Consider the following 20,572-nt stretch of genomic DNA (forward strand, 5'->3'; position numbering starts at 1 on the left):
CTCAGACCGCCACGACCTCGCCGCCCCGCAGGACGTGCGAGCAGCCGAGTGCCACCGGATCGTCGCTTTCCGAAAGCGCCGCCACCGTCACCCAGCCTACCGCACGCTGACGGGCCGCGAGGGCAACGTCATGCCCGAGGGGCAGGAACAGACGCTGCGGCGCTTCGGCCTTGGCCGCCAGCAAGTCCATCAGCGGATCGGGATAGAGCGAGAAGCCGGTCGCCGATTCCGGGTGATGACCGGTCTGGCCGAGAATGCGATACGTGCCGCCACGGCCAAGGCCCCCGGCAATACCCTCGGCATAGATCGTGAAGCCGAACCACGACTGGTACTCGAAGCCATGACGCTCCGAAGGATCGAGCGTGAGGCGGGCCTTGCCCGCCACGCGCGCGGCAATCTCTCGCAGGCCGGCGATGCGGCTGGCCAGCGCGCCGCCGGCGTCGAACGCGGCAAGGCGCTCGATCGCGCTCTCGAACGGGCCGACGGCGTAGAGCAGCGGCAGGTACGCTTCGCCGCCCACGTCCACCAGCCCGCCCGCATCTTTGGCGTCGAGCATCTGGCGCACCGCCTCGATGCTGGCGGCAGGCAGCGGCAGCGCTTCGGCCGAAAGCGTATCGACCAGATCGGGCATCGTGAAATCGACCGAGATGCCGGTGGCCCCGGCAGCGGTCAGCGTCTCGATGGCGAGTTCGACGATCTCCGCCGCGGCAGCGACCGAATCGGTGCCGATCAGTTCGGCGCCCAGCTGCAGTCGCTCACGGCGCGGATCGAGACCGTCGCCCTTGATGGTGCAAACCTGCCCGGAATAGGAGAGGCGCAGCGGGCGCGGCGTCTCCGCCAGGCCGGTGGCCGCAATGCGCGCGACTTGCGCGGTCATGTCCGAACGCAGCGCCAGCATCCGCATGGAAACGGGATCGACAAAGCGGAACATGCGGCGCACCTGCACGCCCGCCATGCGGTGCGCGAGGGCCTTCTCGAATTCGATCAGCGGCGTTTCAACGCGTTCGTAGCCGTGGCTCGCCAGCACATCATGCGCAGCGCGGCGCACGGTTTGCGAGGCCCAGGCCTGCTGCTGAAGACGGTCGCCCAGTCCTTCGGGCAAGAGATCGCGGTCGTTATCCTGCATAGCGTGGGCGCCCTTAGCCCGAAGGGCACGGAATGTCGAATGCGCGCTGCGATTGTCGCACCGAAACGAATAGCTGCGACAATTTACGTGAAATTTCCTGTCAACATTGCAGGTCCATCGCGTTATTCCCTCCGCCATCGTCTGGCGGGACGAACATTCGAATTCACAGCCCCATCCATTGCCGGGGCGGGACCGTCAGGCGCGCCTGCGGCTCTTTTGCGAGCCGGCTCCGCCTTGCGCCCTGCCCCTAGCCAACACCGGTAGAGCCAGATGCGCAAGATTTCCCTGATTGTCCTTCCGCTGTTGCTGTTGCAGGCGCCCGTTGCCCACGCCCAGATGGGCGGCGACATGGGAGGCATGGGTGGAATGGGCGGCATGGGTGGAGGCGGCGAAGAAGGCGGCCCCGGTGGCGGTGGCGGACATCACGGCGGCGGAGGGCCCGGCGGCCCGGGCGGCGGCGCACCGCGCATGCCCAAGCCGATCTCGCGCGAGCATTACGACAAAGTCGTCACCGCGATGTTCAAGGAAGCCGATACCGACCGCAACGGTATTGTGACGCTCGACGAATTCCACGTCTATATCGACGCGCGCCGCGATGCCGCGATCAAGGCGCGCTTCACCAAGATCGACGCCAATAGCGACGGCACGATCTCCATGGCGGAATTCACCGCCTGGCAGAAGCAGATGGGCACTGCCGCGTCGGACGAGCGCAGCGCCTTCGGCGACGGCGGCGATCAGATCGCGGATTCCATCACGCCCCGTTTCGGCAGGGACGATGACGACCGGATGCTGGCTGCCGTGATCGAGCCGATCACGGGAACGGTGATCGCCAAGGCCAACACCAATTACGACGCCGGTGTCTCGCTGGAGGAACTGCTGGCCTACGAAGGCGCGAAATTCGACGCTGCGGATACCGACAAGGACGGTTATCTGTCGATGCAGGAACTGCGGCCGCGCGGGCCGCGCGGCGGACCGGGTGAAATGCCTCCGCGTGGGATGCCGCCGATGGGATCGCCGACAGCAACTCCACAGGCGAATTGAGCAGGCATTCCGCCATAAACCTCGCCTCAAGGCATCTGCTGGCCTCGCGCTTTCTCGCGGGGCCTTCGACAAGCTCAGGCTGAGCGGGATTGGGAGCGTTTTTTAGGCGTCAGGACAAGGTTCGTCGGCAGGCTTGGTTTAATCAGTGCGCAAGCGGTGACAAATGCCGCCTCCTGCAAAAGTTTAACCCTACCCCGCTCAGCCTGAGCTTGTCGAAGGCCGCCCACCCACGCCAGAACTCTGCGCATGGCCTTCCATGCCTATATTCTCCGTTGCCGCGATGGCTCCTATTATGTCGGCCATACGGACGATCTTGAGCACCGGATCGCGCAACACCAATCAGGAGCGCTGGGCGGCTACACAGCCCGGCGGAGGCCGGTCGATCTCCTTTGGACCGAAGCTTTCCAGACCCGGGACGATGCTTTCGCTGCCGAACGCAGGCTCAAAAGATGGAGCAGAGCGAAGAAGGAGGCGATGATGGCCGGCGACTGGCCGCTAGTGAGCGAACTGGCTCGATGCCGAAGCGGGGCACAATCCTGATCACCGGTCGCGCTCGGCCCCATGCATCCTTCGACAAGCTCAGGATGAGCGGAACGAGGGAGCCAAACGCATCCAGCCGCCATCCTTCTCGCACCACCTCGCTCATCCTGAGCTTGTCGAAGGATACCGAGGCCACCCTGCAAACAAACGAAAAAGGGCCGGCATCCGAAGATACCGGCCCTTTTCGCTTGGAGCTGAAAATCCGCCCTATCAGACGAACTTGAGCGCCTTGACCGTCTTCACGCCCGGAAGCGCGGTGGCCGCCTTCAGGACGTCCTCCGGCACGGCGCTGTCGACCGAGAGCAGCAGCACCGCTTCGCCGCCGGCATCGCGGCGACCGAGGTTGAAGGTGCCGATGTTGATCGCGTTTTCGCCCAGCAGGGTGCCGATGCGGCCGATGAAGCCCGGTGCGTCCTCGTTGACGATGTACATCATGTCACCGGCGAGTTCCGCCTCGACCTTGATGCCGAAGAGTTCGACCAGACGCGGCTCGACGTTGTTGAACAGCGTGCCGGCCACCGAACGCTCACCCGCTTCGGTCTTCACCGAGACGCGCACCAGCGTGTGGTAGTCGCCCTCGCGCTCGGTCTTCACTTCGCGCACTTCAAGGCCGCGTTCCTTGGCGAGGAACGGCGCGTTGACCATGTTCACGGTGTCCGACTGGACGCGCATGAAACCGGCCAGCACGGCGGCAGTGATCGGCTTCTGGTTCAGTTCGGCGGCCGCGCCCTCGACGTGGATCGAGATCCGGGGAACCGAATCGCGGGTCAGCTGGCCGACCATCGAGCCCAGCATCTCGGCAAGCTTCATGTAGGGCTTCAGCTTCGGCGCTTCTTCGGCCGAGAGCGAGGGCATGTTAAGCGCGTTGGTGACGCCGCCGTTGACCAGGAAGTCGGCCAGCTGCTCGGCAACCTGAAGCGCCACGTTGACTTGTGCTTCGGTGGTCGATGCGCCGAGGTGCGGGGTGCAGATGAAGTTCGGCGTGCCGAACAGCGGCGAGTCCTTGGCCGGCTCGGTCTGGAACACGTCGAGCGCGGCACCGGCGACATGGCCGTTGTCGAGCATGGTCTTCAGCGCGGCTTCGTCGATCAGGCCGCCACGCGCGCAGTTGACGATGCGCACGCCCTTCTTGGTCTTGGCCAGGTTCTCGGCCGAGAGGATGTTGCGGGTCTGGTCGGTCAGCGGCGTGTGCAGCGTGATGAAGTCCGCCTTTTCGAGCAGGGTGTCGAGATCGGCCTTCTCCACGCCCATTTCGACGGCGCGTTCCGGGGTGAGGAACGGATCGAACGCAACGACCTTCATCTTCAGGCCCAGCGCGCGGCTGGCGACGATCGAGCCGATGTTGCCAGCGCCGATCAGGCCCAGCGTCTTGCCGGTGACTTCAACGCCCATGAAGCCGTTCTTCGGCCACAGCCCCTGCTGGGTCTGCGCGTTGGCTTCGGGAATCTGGCGGGCCAGCGCGAAGATCATGGCGATGGCGTGTTCGGCGGTGGTGATCGAATTGCCGAACGGCGTGTTCATCACGACGACGCCCTGGGCCGAAGCGGCCGGGATATCGACGTTGTCGACGCCGATACCGGCGCGGCCGATCACCTTCAGGTTCTTCGCGGCGGCGAGGATTTCCTTGGTAACCTTGGTCGACGAACGGATCGCGAGGCCGTCATAATCGCCGATGCGGGCGATCAGCTGCTCAGGGGTTTCGCCGGTGATGACGTCTACGTCGCAGCCACGGATCTCGAAGATACGGGCGGCGTTGGGGTCCATCTTGTCCGAAATGAGGACGCGGGGCTTGGTCATGACGAATCTTCCTATTCGTCATCCTGACGACCCGTTAGGGCAGTGCGAAGCACTAAAGTCAGGATCGCTGGCGGTTTACGCGAGGTAAGTATCAGCTTGCCAGCGATCCCAGCTTTCGCTGGGATGACGGTTAAACTCAGGGTTTAGATCAGGCAGCAGCCTTAACGGTGGCGTAGGCCCAGTCGAGCCACGGTCCCAGCGCCTCGATATCGGCGGTGTCGACGGTCGCGCCGCACCAGATGCGCAGGCCCGGAGGGGCATCGCGATATCCGGCGACGTCGTAAGCGGCGCCTTCCTTTTCGAGCAGGCCGGCGAACTTCTTGATGAAGTCGGCATCGGCACCCTCGACGGAGAGGCAGACCGAAGTCTTCGAGCGAGTGCCGCTGTCGATTGCGAGATGGCTCAGCCAGTCACGCTCGGCAACGATCTTGTCCAGCGCGTGGGCATTGGCGTTCGAACGGGCCTTCAGCCCTTCGAGACCGCCCAGACCCTTGGCCCATTCCAGAGCGAAGATCGCATCCTCGACGGCGAGCATCGAGGGGGTGTTGATGGTTTCGCCCTTGAACACGCCCTCTGCCAGCTTGCCCTTCGACACAAGGCGGAACACCTTGGGAAGCGGCCAGCTGGGGGTGTAGTTCTCAAGACGCTCGACCGCGCGGGGGCCGAGGATCAGGACGCCGTGGCCGCCCTCGCCGCCCAGAACCTTCTGCCAGGAGAAGGTGGCAACGTCGATTTTGGACCAGTCGATGTCGTAGGCGAAGACCGCCGAAGTGGCGTCTGCGAAGGACAGGCCTTCACGGTCTGCCGGAATCCAGTTGGCGTCCGGAACGCGCACGCCCGAAGTGGTGCCGTTCCAGGTGAAGAGCACGTCGTCGGACCAGTCGATCTTGTCGAGGTCGGGCAGCTGGCCGTAATCGGCGCGGAACACGGTGGGTTCCAGCTTGAGCTGCTTGACGGCGTCGGTAACCCAGCCCTCACCGAAGCTTTCCCAGGCCAGCGCGGTCACGCCGCGGGCGCCGAGCATGGTCCACATGGCCATCTCGAAGGCGCCGGTGTCCGAACCGGGGACGATACCGATGCGATGCGTGTCGGGCAGCTGCAGAACTTCGCGCATCAGATCGATGCAGTACGCAAGGCGCGTCTTGCCGATCTTGGCGCGGTGCGAGCGGCCGAGAGCTTCGGTATTCAGTTTTTCGGGGGCATATCCGGGCGGCTTGGCGCAGGGACCGGAAGAGAAGTGCGGACGCGCAGGTTTGCGCGCGGGAACGCTAATAATATCAGTCATTTCTGACTCTCCTTACAGAGAGCACGCGCGGCGTTGGGACCGCGTGGCCCGGAGCCGCGTCTAAAGAGGCCCGGAAATTTGTCAAACGATTCTCCGGGCGCTTGCGATAGATCGTTGCGCCAGATCGCCATAGCGTAGCGGTTTCGCGCGAAAATCCGTCGGTTCCGCGCGGTCCCGCCAAGGCAATCGCCGGTGGAAAACTCGGCTCACCCGATTCCGACGCTGCCCAAGAACCGGCTAATCTGAGGTTCACCAAAGGATCGGATGCTAGGCGGGACCATGAAAGCCCTTCCCAGACTGATACTTGCGCTGCCGTTGATTGCAGTGATCGCTGGCTGCGTCGGCTCGTCCGATCAGCCTGAGCGACGCGGATCGCGCCCGTCGCAAACGTCGGCGCGCCCGGCGGCCCCGATGCCCTCGCCCGAGGCGCGGCAGTGCATGGCGATGCTGGGCAGCCAGCACGCGGTGTTTTCTCCGGTGACGGATCGCTATTACGGCAACGGCTGTTCGACGGTGGGCACCGTGAAGCTTTCGGCACTGAACACCGATAGCTCGACCGTCACGGTCACCAACCTCGGCCCGCTAACCTGCACGACGGCGACGCCTTTTGCGGCATGGGCCCGCTTCGGCGTGGACCGCGCGGCGCAGCAGATTCTGGGCAGCCGGATCATCAGCATCGAGACTTACGGCAGCTACAACTGCCGCAACGTCGCCGGAACCGCGCGGCGTTCCGGCCATGCCACCGCCAATGCCATCGACGTGTCCGGCTTTGTGCTGGCCGATGGCCGCCGCGTGACCGTGCTCGACGATTGGAACGGCGGCACTCCCGCCGAACGGCGCTTCCTGCGCGTGGTGCATGACAGCGCCTGCAAGCGCTTCGGCACGACGCTGGGGCCGGACTACAATTCCGCCCACGCCAACCATTTCCATCTGGAAGGCGATGGGAAGAGTTTCTGCCGTTAATTCAGCCCGCTATTTCGGAGCGTCAGGCTGGTTGTCTGGATGGGCGGCGATAAAGGCCGGCACGTCGGAACAGGCATTGTCGATCCGCACAAGGCCCGGATAGGCTGAGAGATCGAGCGAGAAGCGCCGCGCGTTGTAGAACTGCGGCACCAGCACGCACTCGAACAAGCCCGGCGCATCGAACAGGAAATCGCCTGCGCCGCGCTGGACAAGCCGCGCCTCAAGGCCCTCCAATGTCCGGGCCAGCCAATGGCGATACCAGACATCCACCTGATCCTGCGTCTGGCCGAGATCGTGCTTTAGGTACTGCAGCACCGGTAGGTTCAGCGGCGCGTGCAGTTCGGTGGCGACCGCCATGGCCAGTTCGCGCGAAACGAAGCGATCCTCGGTATCGCGCGGCAGCAGCGGGCGATCGGGAAAGCGCTCGTCCAGCCATTCCAGTATCGCCATCGACTGGGCGTAAGTGCGCCCATCGAACTCCAGCAGGGGAACACCGCCGAAGGGGTTCAGGCGGCGATATTCGTCCGATCGCTGCTCCGCGCCCAGCAGGTTCACGGAAACCTGCTCGTATTCCAGCCCCTTCAGGTTCAGCGCGATGCGCAGGCGGTAGCTGGTGGAACTGCGCCAGTAGCCGTGGAGGCGCATCGCCTCAGGACTCCGCCGCGATCTTCTCGTGCAGCCAGGCCGCGTGCCGGGGCGCCCGCTTGGTGCGCGACCACTCTTCCAGCATATCGTCGGCCACAGCCTTCAACTGCGCCATCTGGCTGGACGTGCCGAACTGCCACGCCAGTTCGAGGCGGTGGCCGTTGGGATCGAAGAAGTAGATCGACTTGAACACGCCGTGGTGGATCGGGCCGATCACTTGCAACCCGCGCGTCTCGGCGCGGTCCTTCGCGGAAAGCAGGCCCTCCTCGCTCTCCACCTTGAAGGCGATGTGCTGCACCCATGCCGGCGTCGCCTCGTCACGGCCCATGTCGGGCGAGTTCGGCAGCTCGAAGAAAGCCAGCACGTTGCCGCCGCCGCAATCGAGGAACACGTGCATGTAGGGATCGGGCGCGCCGGTGGAGGGCACCTTGTCCTCGGCAATGGCCAGCATGAAATCCATGCCCATGACATCGCGATAGAACTCCACGGTCTCCTTGGCGTCGCGGCAGCGGTAGGCGACGTGGTGGATTCCGCCGAGTTTCGGGCCGAGTTGTGGCGTCTTGTCAGTCATCTTCACTCTCCCGGGATTTGGGGGCAGGCCTGCGTGGACCCGCCCCTCTCTCCCAACCTGATTATTCCGCTGGTTCTTCCACCCCTTCGACAGGGCTCAGGGCAGGCTTCAGCACGCCACGACGAATCTGGTCGCGCTCCATGCTTTCGAACAGCGCCTTGAAGTTTCCGTTCCCGAATCCGTCGTCGCCCTTGCGCTGGATGAATTCGAAGAACACCGGGCCAACGCGCGCTTCGGCGAAAATTTGCAGCAGCAGGCGCGGCTGGCCACCATCGGTCGTGCCGTCGAGCAGGATGCCGCGCATCTTCAGTTCTTCGGCCGGTTCGCCGTGGCCTGGCAGACGCTCGTCGAGCATCTCGTAATAGGTTTCCGGCGGCGCGGTCATGAACGGCACGCCCAGCGCTTGCAGCTTGTCCCACGCGGCGACGAGATCATCGCAGATCAGCGCGATATGCTGGATACCCTCACCATTGAAGGCACGCAGGAATTCGTCGATCTGGCCCTTGCCGCCTTCAGCCTCTTCATTGAGCGGGATGCGGATCTTGCCATCCGGCGCGGTCAGCGCCTTGGAGGTGAGGCCGGTATATTCGCCCTTGATGTCGAAGAAGCGGATTTCGCGGAAGTTGAACAGCTTCTCGTAATAATCCGCCCAATAGGCCATGCGGCCGCCGTAGACGTTGTGGGTCAGGTGATCGATTAGATCGAAGCCCGCGCCAACCGGGTGACGGTCCACGCCCGGCAGGTATTCGAAATCGATATCGTAGATCGACAGCGCGCCGTCGCCATTACGCTCATAACGGTCGATCAGGTAGATGATCGAATTGCCGATGCCGCGAATGCCGGGAAGGTGCAGTTCCATCGGGCCAGTCGCCACCTGCACCGGTTCGGCCGAGCGGGCCAGCAGTTCGGCATAGGCCGCGCGCGCGTCCTTCACGCGGAAACCCATGCCGCAGGCCGAGGGGCCATGCTCGCGGCTGAAGAACCACGCCGGGCTGTGCGGCTCGTAATTGGTGATGAAGTTGATCCCGCCCTGACGCCACAGTTCCACGTCCTTCGAACGGTGGCGGGCGATCTTCGTGAAGCCCATCGCTTCGAACACGGGTTCCAGCACGCCCTTTTCCGGCGCGGAGAACTCGACGAACTCGAAACCATCAAGGCCGATGGGGTTGTCGAAGATGTCGGTCATGGAATCATTTCTCCGAAGGGGGCTTCGCCGGCGAGCAGGGCTCCGGCAGGGATCGGCGTCTCAGCGCGCCAGTTTTCGTAGACCGGGCCGAAATCGAGCCCGACAAGGTCCTCGATCAGCTGCGGCAGGCTTTCGAGGACGAAATAGGTCTTCTGGAACGAGTCGATCATGTAACCGGTGCGCATCACCCGCTCGGCATCGAACGGCAGGCGCAGCACGTCGCGATCTTCCAGCGAGTACCGCGTTTCGCCCGAGGAAGAGATGATTCCCGCGCCGAACACGCGCAGACCACCATCCTCACGCACAAGGCCGAATTCGATCGTGTACCAGTAGATCCGCGCCAGCATCGGCAGCGCATCCATCGCCATCGCCCGCTCTCCGGCCTTGCCGTAAAGCTCCAGGAAATCGGCGATCGTCGGGTCCAGCAGCATAGGCACATGGCCGAAGAAATCGTGGAAGATGTCGGGCTCGACCAGATAGTCCAGCTCGTGCTCTTCACGCAGCCAGCGCGTCACCGGGAAGCGGCGATGGGCGAGGTGATCGAAGAACACCGCATCGGGAATGAAACCGGGCACGCCCACCAGCGTCCAGCCCGTCGCCGGCCCAAGGATCGCGTTGGCATCCTCGAACCGGGGAATGCCGTCCGCGCAGTCCAGCCGCTTCAGCCCTTCGCGGAAGGCCGCGCAGGCGTGGGTTTCGACCAATGCCGACTGGCGCGCATAGAGGCGGCGCCAGCGGTCGTGCATCTCCGGGGTATAGGCATGCCAATGCTGGCCGACGGTGTAGTCGTCAGCCGCGCCTTCGTACTCTCCCCGAAGGCCGCTAGTCGATGTTTCGGTGCACGGCGTCTTCATGTGATGGAAGAATAGCACGGCGCGCGCGTCAGTTCCGTGCGATTGCGCCCGCGATTTACAGTGCTATTGGTGACTTTCACCAAAAACATAAGGCCAGAGAGGCGATTCATGCAGATCGACGAATTTGACCGCAGGATCATCGCTGCGCTGCTCGAAGATGCGCGCATGCCCGTCGCCCAGGTCGCAGAACGCGCCGCGCTGTCCGCCACGCCCGTCAGCCGCCGCATCAAGCGGCTGGAGGATGAAGGCGTGATCCGTGGCTACGTGCCGGTGCTGGACCCGCGCAAACTGGGGTTCGAGCTGGAGGCCTACGTCCTGATCAACCTCAATGCCCACGTGGACGAGATCATCCAGCGCTTCGAACAGGCGATCCGCGAGCACCCTTATGTTATTGCGTGCAATGCGGTGACGGGGGACATGGACTATCTGGTCCATGTCGTCGCCCGGAACGTCGATCACCTGTCGCAGATCACGCTCAAGACGCTGCTGCGCATTCCCGGCGTGCGCGATGTGAAATCGATCATCGTGCTGGAGGCAGTGAAGGAATCGCACGCGCTGCCCTTGGAGTAATGCCTTTGCCTGGACTGAACCCAGCCGCCCGCCCTGCCCCGCTGCGCTGGCTGCTGCTGTTCGCACTCTCCGTGGTCTTTGCGGGCGGGCTGGAGTGGCTGGGGCTACCCGCCGGGCAATTGCTGGGGCCGATGCTGGCGGCGATCATCTTCGCGACCAGAGGCGTGCCGCTGTCCACACCTTCCGCCGTGTTCAACGCTTCGCAATCGCTGATCGGCTGCCTGATCGCCTCCTCCTTCGGACCGGACCTGCTGCCCCGGTTCGTGGCGGAATGGCCGATCTTCGTTTTCGTATCGGTAGCCACGCTGTTCGCAGCCTATGGCGCCGGCTTCCTGCTGGCGCGGCTGAAAGTGCTGCCGGGCGCGGTGGCGGTCTGGGGATCGGCACCGGGGCTGGCCACCGCGATGGTCATCATGGCGCGTGACTATGGCGAGGATCATCGCCTCGTCGCCTTCATGACCTATCTGCGCGTGCTGATGGTGGCGGTGGGTGCATCGGCACTGGCCATGCTGCTCGGTTCCGGCAGTGGCGGACATGCGATTCGGCCGGGAATGAACTGGTTGGCACCGGTCGACTTGCATGGGCTCGCCACTACCTTGGTGGTCGCCGCTGCCGGTGCCCTTGGCGGGCGGCTGGTGCGCCTGCCCGCGCCCAACATCCTTGGCCCGATGGTGGTGGGCTGCATCCTGCAAGCCACCGGCCTTGTCAGCGGCTTCGAGTTTCCGCCCCTGCTGATGGCGGCGGCCTACATGATCGTCGGCTGGGGCATCGGCATGCGCTTCACGCGCGAAACGGTGGAGCGTGCCCGCCGCGCCCTGCCCGCCGTGGTCGCCTCCATCGCCGCAATGATGACGGCCTGTTTCCTGCTGGCACTGCTGCTGACGCGGATCGCCCATGTCAGCCTGGCCACCGCCTATCTGGCGACCAGCCCGGGCGGCATGGATTCCATCGCGATCATCGCCGCGAACTCACCGGTGGACATGGGCTTCGTGATGACGATGCAGACGATGCGCATGTTCGCGATCCTGCTGCTGGGCCCGACGATCGCCCGCACCGTGGCCCGCCACGTGGCGCCGCCGGTCGGGTAGTTCGCCTCCTTCGTCATTGCGAGCCTAGCGAAGCAATCCAGGGCAGTCTTGAACCGCTCTGGATTGCTTCGCTAGGCTCGCAATGACGAGATGGTCGGAAAAAGAGGGAGCCCGAAGGCTCCCTCTCCATCCATTACCGGCCAAGCAGGTTCCGCGCCTGGCTGGCAATCTGTGCCAGCATCGCCGGGGTCAGCGGCACCGTCTTTTCCGCGCGCTGGACCATGCCACGGAAGGTGCGGATCGCGGCCGTGTGGGTGCGGCCCCATTCCTCGGCGGCGGCGGCGGGATCGGCCTTGCCGGTTTCCGTGCGCGCCAGGGTTTTGAGGAAGTCCAGACGCATCTGCTGGAAATCGCGGGCAAGGCCAGCGACCAGCAGGCGCTCCCACGGATCCGACGGGTTCATCGTCGCTGCATTGGCCTGCGCCCAGTCGAGCCCCAGCCCAGCGCCGATGCGCGAGAAGGCCCCGACCAGACGGCGCGCGTCGATCCCGGTTTCGGCGGCGAGGTCGGCAATGCCGACAGCCCCGTCAAGGTCGTAGAGACCCGCGACCATGACCGCCTCAGCCTCGGGCGCGCCAAGTTCCAGCAGCCCGTCACGCAGGCGGTGCGAGTGCTGGGCCACGCGTTCGCCCAGCAGTTCCTCGGTATCCACCGAAAGCGCGGCGACTTGCTTGCCGATTCGGACAATCAGCTCGGTCGGGGCGATGCGGCCGGCACCGGCGCGCAGCAGGTCCGCCATGTGGCTGCGCACGGCGACCGCCACCTTGGCGAAGAGGGCAATGCGGGCGCCCTCGCTCATCGGCGCGGTTTCAAGGCGCGACCACAGCGTATCGAGATCGAACAGCTGCACCGCCAGCGCGAAGGCTGCCGCCACTTGCGCCAGTTCCGCGCCCTCTTCCTCAGCCAGTTCGAAGGGATGGACGATGCCCAGACGGTTGACGATGCGGTTCGCCAACTTGGTGGCGATGATCTCTCCGGCAAGGCGGTGCCCTTCGATGAAGGAGGCGAAACGCTCCTGCATCGGCTTCGGGAACGAGGCGAGCAGCAGCGCCTGAAGGCTCTTGTCGGCGGCCAGATCGCTCTTCTCGATCGCGTCCTGCAGCACCAGCTTGCCGCTGGAGAGCAGCACCGCCAGTTCCGGCCGGGTCAGCCCGCGACCGTCCTGCGCACGGCGGGCGAGCACTTCGTTGTCGGCAAGGCCTTCGGTGCGGCGGTCCAGATTGCCGCCTTCCTCCAGCGTTTCGATCAGGCGGACTTGCGCCGGCATGGCAGAGGCGCCGCCGCGTTCGGCGATGGAGAGCGCCAATGCCTGCAGCCGGTTATCCTCCAGTACCAGATGCGCGACTTCGTCGGTCATCTGCGCCAGCAGTTCGACGCGCTGCGGTTCGGTCAGCGCCCCGGCCCGCTTGGCGGCGGCAAGGGCGATCTTGATGTTCACCTCATTGTCAGAGCAGTCGACGCCGGCCGAATTGTCGATGAAGTCGGCATTGATGCGCCCGCCGCGTGCGGCGAACTCGATGCGGCCGGCCTGGGTAACGCCAAGGTTCGCGCCTTCGCCAATCACCCGCGCGCCCACTTCGTTGGCACTGACGCGCAGCGTGTCGTTGGCGGGATCGCCGACGACCGCGTTGTTCTCGCTCGACGCCTTTACATAGGTACCGATGCCGCCGAACCACAGCAGGTCCACCTTGGCCCAGAGGATCGCCGAAATCAGCGAATCCGGATCCAGTTCGGTGGCGGAAATGCCAAGCGCCTCACGCACTTCGGGCGTCAGCGGGATCGACTTCGACTTGCGCGAGAATACCCCGCCGCCCTGCGAGATCAGCGACTTGTCATAGTCGTCCCAGCTGGAATGCGACAGGTCGAACAGGCGCTTGCGCTCTGCCCAGCTGGCTTCCGGATCGGGATTGGGGTCAAGGAAGATGTGGCGGTGATCGAATGCGGCAACGATCTTCAGCGCCTTCGACAGCAACATGCCGTTGCCGAAGACGTCGCCCGACATGTCTCCGCAGCCGACGACGCGCACCGGATCGACTTGCACGTCCACGCCCTGCTCAAGGAAGTGGCGCTGGACCGAGAGCCACGCGCCCTTGGCGGTGATGCCCATGGCCTTGTGGTCGTACCCGTTCGAACCGCCGCTGGCGAACGCATCGTCCAGCCAGAAGCCGTGCGATTCCGCAATTCCGTTCGCCACGTCGGAGAACTTGGCCGTGCCCTTGTCCGCCGCGACGACGAAGTAGGGATCCTCGCCATCAAGGATCACCACGCCTTCCGGATGGATGACGGTGGTGTCGTCGATATTGTCGGTGATCGACAGCAGCGTGGAGATGAAGATCTCGTAGCTGGCCTGCCCCTCGGCCGCCCAACCCGCACGGTCCAGCGCGGCATCGGGAAGCTGCTTGGGATAGAAGCCGCCCTTGGCGCCGGTCGGAACGATCACCGCGTTCTTCACGCGCTGCGCCTTCATCAGGCCCAGGATTTCGGTGCGATAGTCGTCGCGGCGGTCGGACCAGCGCAGGCCGCCACGCGCGACCGGGCCGGCGCGCAAGTGGATACCTTCCACGCGGTGCGAATAGACGAAGATCTCCCGCCACGGCAGCGGCTTCGGCAGGCCCGGCACCAGCGCCGAGTCCAGCTTGAAGGCAAGCGCCAGTTGTCCCGCCGGCACGAAGGCATTGGTACGCAGCATCGCGCCGACCAGGTCGCGGTAGGCGCGCAGCAGGCGGTCGTCGTTGATCGCGCTGACGCCGGCCAGCCCTTCGCGGATCGCTTCCTGCGCGGCCGCCTTGGCGACGTTGCGATCGCCGGCGAAGGCCGGATCATGGATCGCGCGGAACAGGTCGATCAGGCCCAGCGTCACGCGCGGGGCGCCCTGCAGCGCATCGACCACGGTGCCGATCCCGAAGTTGCTGCCGGCCTGACGCAGATAACGATACCACGCACGCAGCCAGTTCGCCTCCCGCTTGGAGAGGCCAAGGCCGGGAACGAGGCGGTTGAACGGATCGTCCTCACCCTGCCCGTTGAGCACACCGCCCAGCGCATCCTCGATCATCGCCGAAAGCTTGAGCACGTCCGCCGCGTCACGCCCTGCGGGCAGCTCCAGCGTGAAATCGTGGATCGTACCGATGCGGCCCTTTTCCAGCGGCGTCGGCATTTCGGACAGCACGCGGAAGCCGAAATTCTCCAGCGCCGGCACCGCGTCGGACAGCGGCAGGCTGCCTTCCGCCTGATAGATCTTTAGGCGCAGCTGGCCCTCACCGTCGCTGTCATGCGCATAGAGGCGCACGTCGCGGTGGCCCTGGAAACGCTCCGCCTCGGCCGCTTCGCCGATCACGATCTTGCGCATGTGGGCGATGTCGATCGCGGCTTCGGCCGGGCCGTAATCGCTGCGATAGGCCATCGGGAAGGCATCGGCATAGCGCGCGGCGATCGCCGCGGCACGCGCCGGTTCCAGCGTCTGGCCCAGCGCGGCTTCCACCGCCTCTCCCCAACCGCGCAGCATGACTTGCAGGCGGTTGTCCAGCGCGGTTTCGTCAAGGTCCTGCGCGCCGTCGCGAATGTCCAGCGTGTAGCGCATCATCACCAGATTGCCGGCTTCGACCGTCAGCGCCCAATCCAGCGTAGGCGCCTGCGCGGCGTCTTCTATCACCGTCTGGATACGCTTGCGCATCTGCGTCGAAAGCGTGTCGCGGGTGATCCACACGAAGGCGAACAAGTGGCGCGACAGCGGCGAACTGGTGACGATCAGGCGCGGACGCGGGCGATCGACCAGACTGCTCATCGTCGTCGCCAGACGTTCCACGTCGGCTTCGTCCAGACCGAGCACCAAGTCGTGCGGCAGGCTGGTCAGCGCATGGGCCAGCGCCTTGCCGGTGTGGCCGGTGGGATCGAGCCCCAGCTTGGCACCCATGCCCGCCAGCAGCGTGCGCAGGCGCGGAACGCGGTCCGGCGTGGCGGCCAGCGCCGCGCTGGTCCAGATGCCGGCATGGACCGAAAGCGCGGCAACCTTGCCGTCTTCCAGCACCGGCACCAGGAACAGGTCCATCGGCACGCGGCGGTGAACGGTCGCCATCCGGTTGGCCTTGATGACCATTGGCGCGCGAATGTCGTTGGCGGCAAGCTGCGCGTCGAAAGCATCGAATGCGCGCTGATAGCTGGCTTCGGACAGCAGATCGCGCTCGCCCCGGCGGCAGACGCCCAGCAGGTCGGAATGCGAGCCGTCACGACGGCGGGTGACGTGGCCCAGCTGGGTGAGCATCCCGGTGGCGAACCAGCGCAGCAATTCCGCGCCTTCCACATCGCTGACTTGTGCGGAATCGGCGGTCATCGCCGCAACCATCTGCGGCCAGTCGGCAACGGCAGCGCGAACGTCCTTCAGCGTCTCCTCAAGCCGGCGATGCAGTTCGCCGCGCTGGCGGGCGTCCACGCGCTCGGTCTCGATGTAGATCATCGATTCGCGCATCGCGCCTTCGGTGCCGACATCGGGCAGCGCGATCAGGCTGCCCTCGTCATCGCGCTCCACCGATATGACCGGGTGGGCAAGGCGGTCGATCACCAGGCCCGCCTCGGCAATCGCGGAGGCGACCGAATCGACCAGGAACGGCATGTCGTCGTTGATCAGGGCAATGCGCAAATAGCGACGCTCATCGCTGGTCGATGCCATTTCGATCACGGCAGTACCGGGCTTGCGCCGCGCGGCAGCGGTCAGCAGCACCCCGGCAGCCCCTTCCACCCAGCCGAAATCGCCATCGGCCTCTGCCGGCAACAGCGAGTCGCGGATGCGCGAGACGATCGCTGCTTGAAGCGCCGCTCCCCCCGGTCCTTCGTCCGACCGGGCTTGTGCTGCGACCTTCACTTCGTCTGCGCTCATGACATACTCCCGCAATCCATAAGGCTTGCGGCGCGTGCGCCCGATGAGGCGCGCAGCGCCTGCCTCGTCAATATAGGACCGGTCGTGAATTCAGGCATCCACCTTGCTCCGGAATTCACGCGGAGGAAAGTGCAACCTTTTCAACGATACCGAAGCATCGCTAGCCCCCGAGCGACCGGCTCGAGCCCGTGGGCGTGACGCAGCTTTGTAACGAGGTTTCCCGATCGCGCAACATTCGATTAGCGCCGCGAAATTGCATAATTTACACCCCGACAAATGGCGCGCGCAGCCCAGCCGATTTTGCGGTCAGAGCGCGCCGGATCCGACGATGAGCGCCCCCATCGGCCCGGCATCGTCTCCCAGTGCGGGAGGCACGCAGATCCTTGCCAACGTCTCCGGCGTGCAGTCCCGCAAATAGCCGCCCAGAAGTTCGGGCAGGCGCGCCACGGCGGCGGGCAACACATGCGGCTGCCGATTGGCGACGCCCCCGCCCACGACGATCCGCTGTGCCGAAAGCGTCAGCAGCAGGGCGGCCAGCAATTGCGCCAGATCCTGCGAAACGGCTTCCCATGCCGGATCATCCGCCGCGACAGTGGACGGATGCCGGCCAAATCGCGTGGCAAGCGCCGGGCCGCTCAGCAGGCCCTCCACGCAGTCGCCATGGAACGGGCAGGCCCCGGCAAAGTCATCCCCGGCCGCCCGGCGCAGGCGCACGTGCCCCACTTCCGGATGCATCAGGCCATGCACCGGCGCGCCATTGGCCAGAACGCCCACGCCCACCCCGGTGCCGACCGTGATATAGGCCATCGTCGGGCAGTCTTTCGCCGCGCCGAAACGGTGCTCTGCCAGCGCGGCGGCATTGACGTCGGTATCGAGCCCCAGCGGGCAGCCTAATTCCGCTTTCAGCCTGCCGGCAACGTCTGCCCCCGCCCAACCGGGCTTGGGGGTATCGAGCATCACACCAAAGTCCGCAGCCGCGCGGTCCACGCGAATGGGGCCGAAGCTGGCCACACCGACGGCCATCGGCCCGCCGGATCCACCCTGCCATGCACGGACCGTGGCGATCGCGCGAGAGAGCGTTTCGTCGGGCGTGGTAGTGGGAAACTCCTCCCGCGCCTCGATAGCGCCGGGATGCCCCAGCACGACGACGGTCTTGGTGCCGCCCAGTTCAATACCCGCAATGCCTGCCATGCGCTTGTCCCTGCCACTCGCACGCGCGGGCCGCAAGCGCCGAACCATGCACCGCAGATATCCCTAAGGCCGGCGGAGCAGCGTGATGACGAATTTGCGCCAGAAACGGGAGATGACCGCTTTCTTGCTTCGGGAACCTTGAGACGGGAACCGGCACCAGCCTCTCCACAAAACCAATCGTCCCCACGCGCAATCGATTTCATCGCAACCACGCGCAAGATCAAACCGTTGATGGAGATCGCCCGGTACGATGGGGAAACGGTGTCGCGCCCATGAAGCCAAAGTTGCCCTTCCTCCGGATTCTGGAGATGAACCTGGGGTTCTTCGGCCTGCAGTTCAGCTTCGGGCTGCAGCAGGCCAACATGGCGCCGATCTACGCATACCTGGGCGCCAGCGAGGCCATCATGCCGCTGCTCTGGCTGGCCGGCCCCGTTACCGGGCTGGTCGTGCAGCCATTGGTGGGAGCGCTGAGCGATCGCACCCGCTCCCGCCTCGGTCGGCGCAGTCCATGGTTCCTGGCGGGCGCGCTGGTCTGTTCCGCCTGCCTCCTGGCCATGCCGCTCAGCCCCACCCTATGGACGGCGGCGGGGCTGCTCTGGGTGCTGGATGCGGCCAACAACGTGACGATGGAGCCGTACCGCGCCTATGTCGCGGACCGATTGCCGCGCGATCAGCACGCGCTGGGCTTTCTTACGCAAAGTGCATTTACCGGGCTGGCGCAGACATTGTCGTACCTCGCGCCCTCCCTGTTGGCGGCGGTGATCGCGCGGGACCTGCTGGACGCCAACGGCATTCCCGAGGTGGTACGCGCGGCATTCGTCATCGGCGCGATCCTCTCGCTCTCGACCGTGGTCTGGTCCGTCCTCCGCGTGCCGGAGCTTTCGCCTGCCGATGAAGAAACCCGGCCTCCTCGCAGGATGCTGCTCCGCGAGGTGGCGCAGGCCATCGTCGAGATGCCACGGCCAATGCGCCGGCTTGCCCCCGCAATGCTGTGCCAATGGTATGCGATGTTCGTCTATTGGCAGTACGTCGCCTTCGCGCTGGCCCGATCGCTCCACGGCACCTCGGATCCGCATGGCCCGGCCTTCCGGGCGGCGGTCATGACGGCGCAGCAATTGGGTGCGCTTTACAACCTTGTGGCCTTCTTCGCGGCACTCGCACTGGTGCCGGCGGTGCGCCGGATCGGGGCGCCTCGCGCCCATGCGATCTGCCTTACAGCAGCCGGGATCGGCATGGCCGGGCTGCCGCTGATCACGCCGCAAATCGCCTCCCCCTGGCTGCTGGCATTGCCGATGCTGGGAATCGGCCTGGGCTGGGCCGGCATGATGGGCAATCCCTACGTCATGCTGGCCGCCGCGATACCGCCCGAAAGGACCGGAATCTACATGGGACTTTTCAATATTTTAATCGTGGTGCCCATGCTGCTCGAAACCCTGACCATGCCCCTCATCTACACCCCCTTGCTGGGAGGCGATCCGCGCGGCGCATTGGCTCTGGCCGGGCTTCTTCTGCTGGTTGGCGCCCTGTTGACACTGTTGGTCGAAAGGCGTCCCCTATTGGTTGAAAACCCCGTTTCCTGACCGACTTGCCCCGCCCACAAGGCGCTTCCGCCCGGCTGTTCATACTGTTAATGCCGGCACGACGAATGGGGGGGCCATGGTCATCAAACGCGAACAGGACAAGCCGTTGCTGCACACCGGCGCCGATACGGGCGCCGATACGGGCGAAGTGCGCACGCTTGCCGATATTGCACGTATAGCCGGCGTCTCCGCGGGCACCGTTTCACGTGCGCTTGCGGGCAAGTCGCTGGTCAATGCCGAAACCCGCGAACGCATTCGCGCCATTGCCCGGCAGCACGGCTTTCGTCCCAATCAGATGGCCAGCCGCCTGCGGTCCCGCCGCACCGACGTCGTTGGCGTGGTGATCCCGCTGGGGCATGAAAAGCGCCAGCACATTTCCGATCCGTTCTTCCTCACGCTGCTAGGCCATCTGGCGGACGAACTGACCGAGAGCGGCTATGACCTGATGCTCAGCCGCGCCATTCCCGATGGGACGGGCGACTGGCTGGAACGCATGACCGGATCGGGCATGGTCGACGGGGTGATCGTCATCGGCCAGTCCAACCAGTTCGACGTGATTGAGCAGGTTGCGGCCACCTATCGCCCGATGGTGGTGTGGGGCCATTGCCGCCCCGGCCAGACGCATTGCGCTGTGGGTACCGATAACGAGGCTGGCGGCCGCTTGGCGGCCCGCCACCTGATCGATGCCGGTGCCCGCCGGCTGGTATTCCTGGGCGATACGTCCGGACTGGAAATCGCCATGCGCTTTCGCGGGGCGGCAGACGAGGCGCAGGCCGCGCGCGTTCCGCTTTCGCACCTTTCCGCCGGCCTTGCCGGAGAGGACATGGGCCCCGGCATCCGCAGCGTCCTTTCGGAAATGGACATGGGCGTGGACGGCATCGTTGCCGCCACCGATCTGATCGCCATGTCCGCCCTGCGCACGCTGCACGAAATCGGCCGCCGCGTGCCCGATCAGGTGCAGATCGTCGGCTTCGACGATCTGCCGCTGGCCGCGCAGACCATGCCGCCGCTCACCACGATCCGGCAGGAAATCGCCGCAGGAGCCAAGGCCATGGTCGAACGGTTACGCGCGCGGATCGAAGGGGAAGGCACCAGCAGTCTGGTCATGGCGCCGCAGCTGATCCGCAGGGGCAGCACGCGCACTTGATCCTCGTCCGCGGATGCAAGCGAACGGCGCCGCCCATACATCCATAAACACGCACTTGGCCCTTTCGATCGCCCGTGCTTGCCGCTAAGCACGGGCGCCGAGGGCGAACCGGCGGACG

The 20,572-nt window shown here is 65.2% G+C and carries 16 protein-coding genes; 7 read left to right on the forward strand and 9 right to left on the reverse strand.

Annotation, left to right across the window (positions count from 1 at the left end; all coding sequences use genetic code 11):
• Position 1: 1 nt before the first annotated feature.
• Positions 2–1,126, reverse strand: a complete 1,125-nt coding sequence (locus ACZ1JC_RS24415; RefSeq protein ID WP_465137705.1) for an ATP phosphoribosyltransferase regulatory subunit — start codon at positions 1,124–1,126, stop codon at positions 2–4.
• Positions 1,127–1,396: 270 nt separating this feature from the next.
• Between ACZ1JC_RS24415 and ACZ1JC_RS24420 the strand changes: the two genes are divergently transcribed.
• A complete protein-coding gene (locus tag ACZ1JC_RS24420; RefSeq protein ID WP_465137704.1) occupies positions 1,397–2,167 on the forward strand; it encodes an EF-hand domain-containing protein in 771 nt (256 codons plus the stop codon).
• 246 nt (positions 2,168–2,413) lie between these two features.
• Positions 2,414–2,707: a GIY-YIG nuclease family protein gene (locus ACZ1JC_RS24425; protein WP_465137703.1), complete on the forward strand. Its 294-nt coding sequence runs from the start codon at positions 2,414–2,416 to the stop codon at positions 2,705–2,707.
• Between the two features lie 210 nt (positions 2,708–2,917).
• Here ACZ1JC_RS24425 and serA read toward each other — a convergent pair whose 3' ends face one another.
• On the reverse strand, positions 2,918–4,504 hold the full coding sequence (serA, locus tag ACZ1JC_RS24430) for a phosphoglycerate dehydrogenase (RefSeq protein WP_465137702.1): 1,587 nt from the start codon (positions 4,502–4,504) through the stop codon (positions 2,918–2,920).
• Between the two features lie 148 nt (positions 4,505–4,652).
• Positions 4,653–5,789: a phosphoserine transaminase gene (locus ACZ1JC_RS24435; protein WP_465137701.1), complete on the reverse strand. Its 1,137-nt coding sequence runs from the start codon at positions 5,787–5,789 to the stop codon at positions 4,653–4,655.
• A 279-nt stretch (positions 5,790–6,068) separates the two neighbouring features.
• Between ACZ1JC_RS24435 and ACZ1JC_RS24440 the strand changes: the two genes are divergently transcribed.
• Complete coding sequence (locus tag ACZ1JC_RS24440) at positions 6,069–6,752, forward strand: extensin-like domain-containing protein (protein WP_465137700.1); 684 nt, start codon at positions 6,069–6,071, stop codon at positions 6,750–6,752.
• Between the two features lie 9 nt (positions 6,753–6,761).
• On the opposite strand, the gene maiA is transcribed toward ACZ1JC_RS24440, so the two are convergent.
• The 4 genes from maiA to phhA form a co-directional block, all read right to left on the reverse strand.
• Positions 6,762–7,397, reverse strand: coding sequence for a maleylacetoacetate isomerase (gene maiA, locus ACZ1JC_RS24445; RefSeq protein WP_465137699.1), 636 nt, complete (start codon positions 7,395–7,397; stop codon positions 6,762–6,764).
• Between the two features lie 4 nt (positions 7,398–7,401).
• Positions 7,402–7,968, reverse strand: a complete 567-nt coding sequence (locus ACZ1JC_RS24450) for a VOC family protein (RefSeq protein ID WP_465137698.1) — start codon at positions 7,966–7,968, stop codon at positions 7,402–7,404.
• 61 nt (positions 7,969–8,029) lie between these two features.
• Complete coding sequence (gene hppD / locus ACZ1JC_RS24455; RefSeq protein ID WP_465137697.1) at positions 8,030–9,154, reverse strand: 4-hydroxyphenylpyruvate dioxygenase; 1,125 nt, start codon at positions 9,152–9,154, stop codon at positions 8,030–8,032.
• Complete coding sequence (gene phhA, locus ACZ1JC_RS24460) at positions 9,151–10,008, reverse strand: phenylalanine 4-monooxygenase (RefSeq protein WP_465137696.1); 858 nt, start codon at positions 10,006–10,008, stop codon at positions 9,151–9,153. The genes hppD and phhA overlap by 4 nt, the downstream gene beginning before the upstream one ends.
• A 108-nt stretch (positions 10,009–10,116) precedes the next feature.
• Between phhA and ACZ1JC_RS24465 the strand changes: the two genes are divergently transcribed.
• Positions 10,117–10,578: an Lrp/AsnC family transcriptional regulator gene (locus ACZ1JC_RS24465; protein WP_465137695.1), complete on the forward strand. Its 462-nt coding sequence runs from the start codon at positions 10,117–10,119 to the stop codon at positions 10,576–10,578.
• A gap of 5 nt (positions 10,579–10,583) precedes the next feature.
• The gene (locus tag ACZ1JC_RS24470) at positions 10,584–11,666 is read left to right on the forward strand and encodes an AbrB family transcriptional regulator (RefSeq protein WP_465137694.1); all 1,083 of its coding nucleotides are present in this window, start codon (positions 10,584–10,586) and stop codon (positions 11,664–11,666) included.
• A gap of 133 nt (positions 11,667–11,799) precedes the next feature.
• Here the strand turns inward: ACZ1JC_RS24470 and ACZ1JC_RS24475 are convergent, their stop codons facing one another.
• A complete protein-coding gene (locus ACZ1JC_RS24475) occupies positions 11,800–16,536 on the reverse strand; it encodes an NAD-glutamate dehydrogenase domain-containing protein (RefSeq protein ID WP_465137693.1) in 4,737 nt (1,578 codons plus the stop codon).
• A 306-nt stretch (positions 16,537–16,842) separates the two neighbouring features.
• Positions 16,843–17,727, reverse strand: coding sequence for an ROK family protein (locus ACZ1JC_RS24480; protein ID WP_465137692.1), 885 nt, complete (start codon positions 17,725–17,727; stop codon positions 16,843–16,845).
• A 308-nt stretch (positions 17,728–18,035) separates the two neighbouring features.
• On the opposite strand from ACZ1JC_RS24480, the gene ACZ1JC_RS24485 reads away from it, so the two are divergent.
• Both ACZ1JC_RS24485 and ACZ1JC_RS24490 read left to right on the forward strand, forming a co-directional pair.
• Entirely contained in the window at positions 18,036–19,307 is a 1,272-nt protein-coding gene (locus tag ACZ1JC_RS24485) for an MFS transporter (protein ID WP_465137691.1), read from the forward strand.
• 76 nt (positions 19,308–19,383) lie between these two features.
• Positions 19,384–20,454, forward strand: coding sequence for a LacI family DNA-binding transcriptional regulator (locus ACZ1JC_RS24490; protein WP_465137690.1), 1,071 nt, complete (start codon positions 19,384–19,386; stop codon positions 20,452–20,454).
• Positions 20,455–20,572 lie beyond the last annotated feature (118 nt).

Source organism: Sphingomonas sp. BL-S-28 (assembly GCF_055521515.1).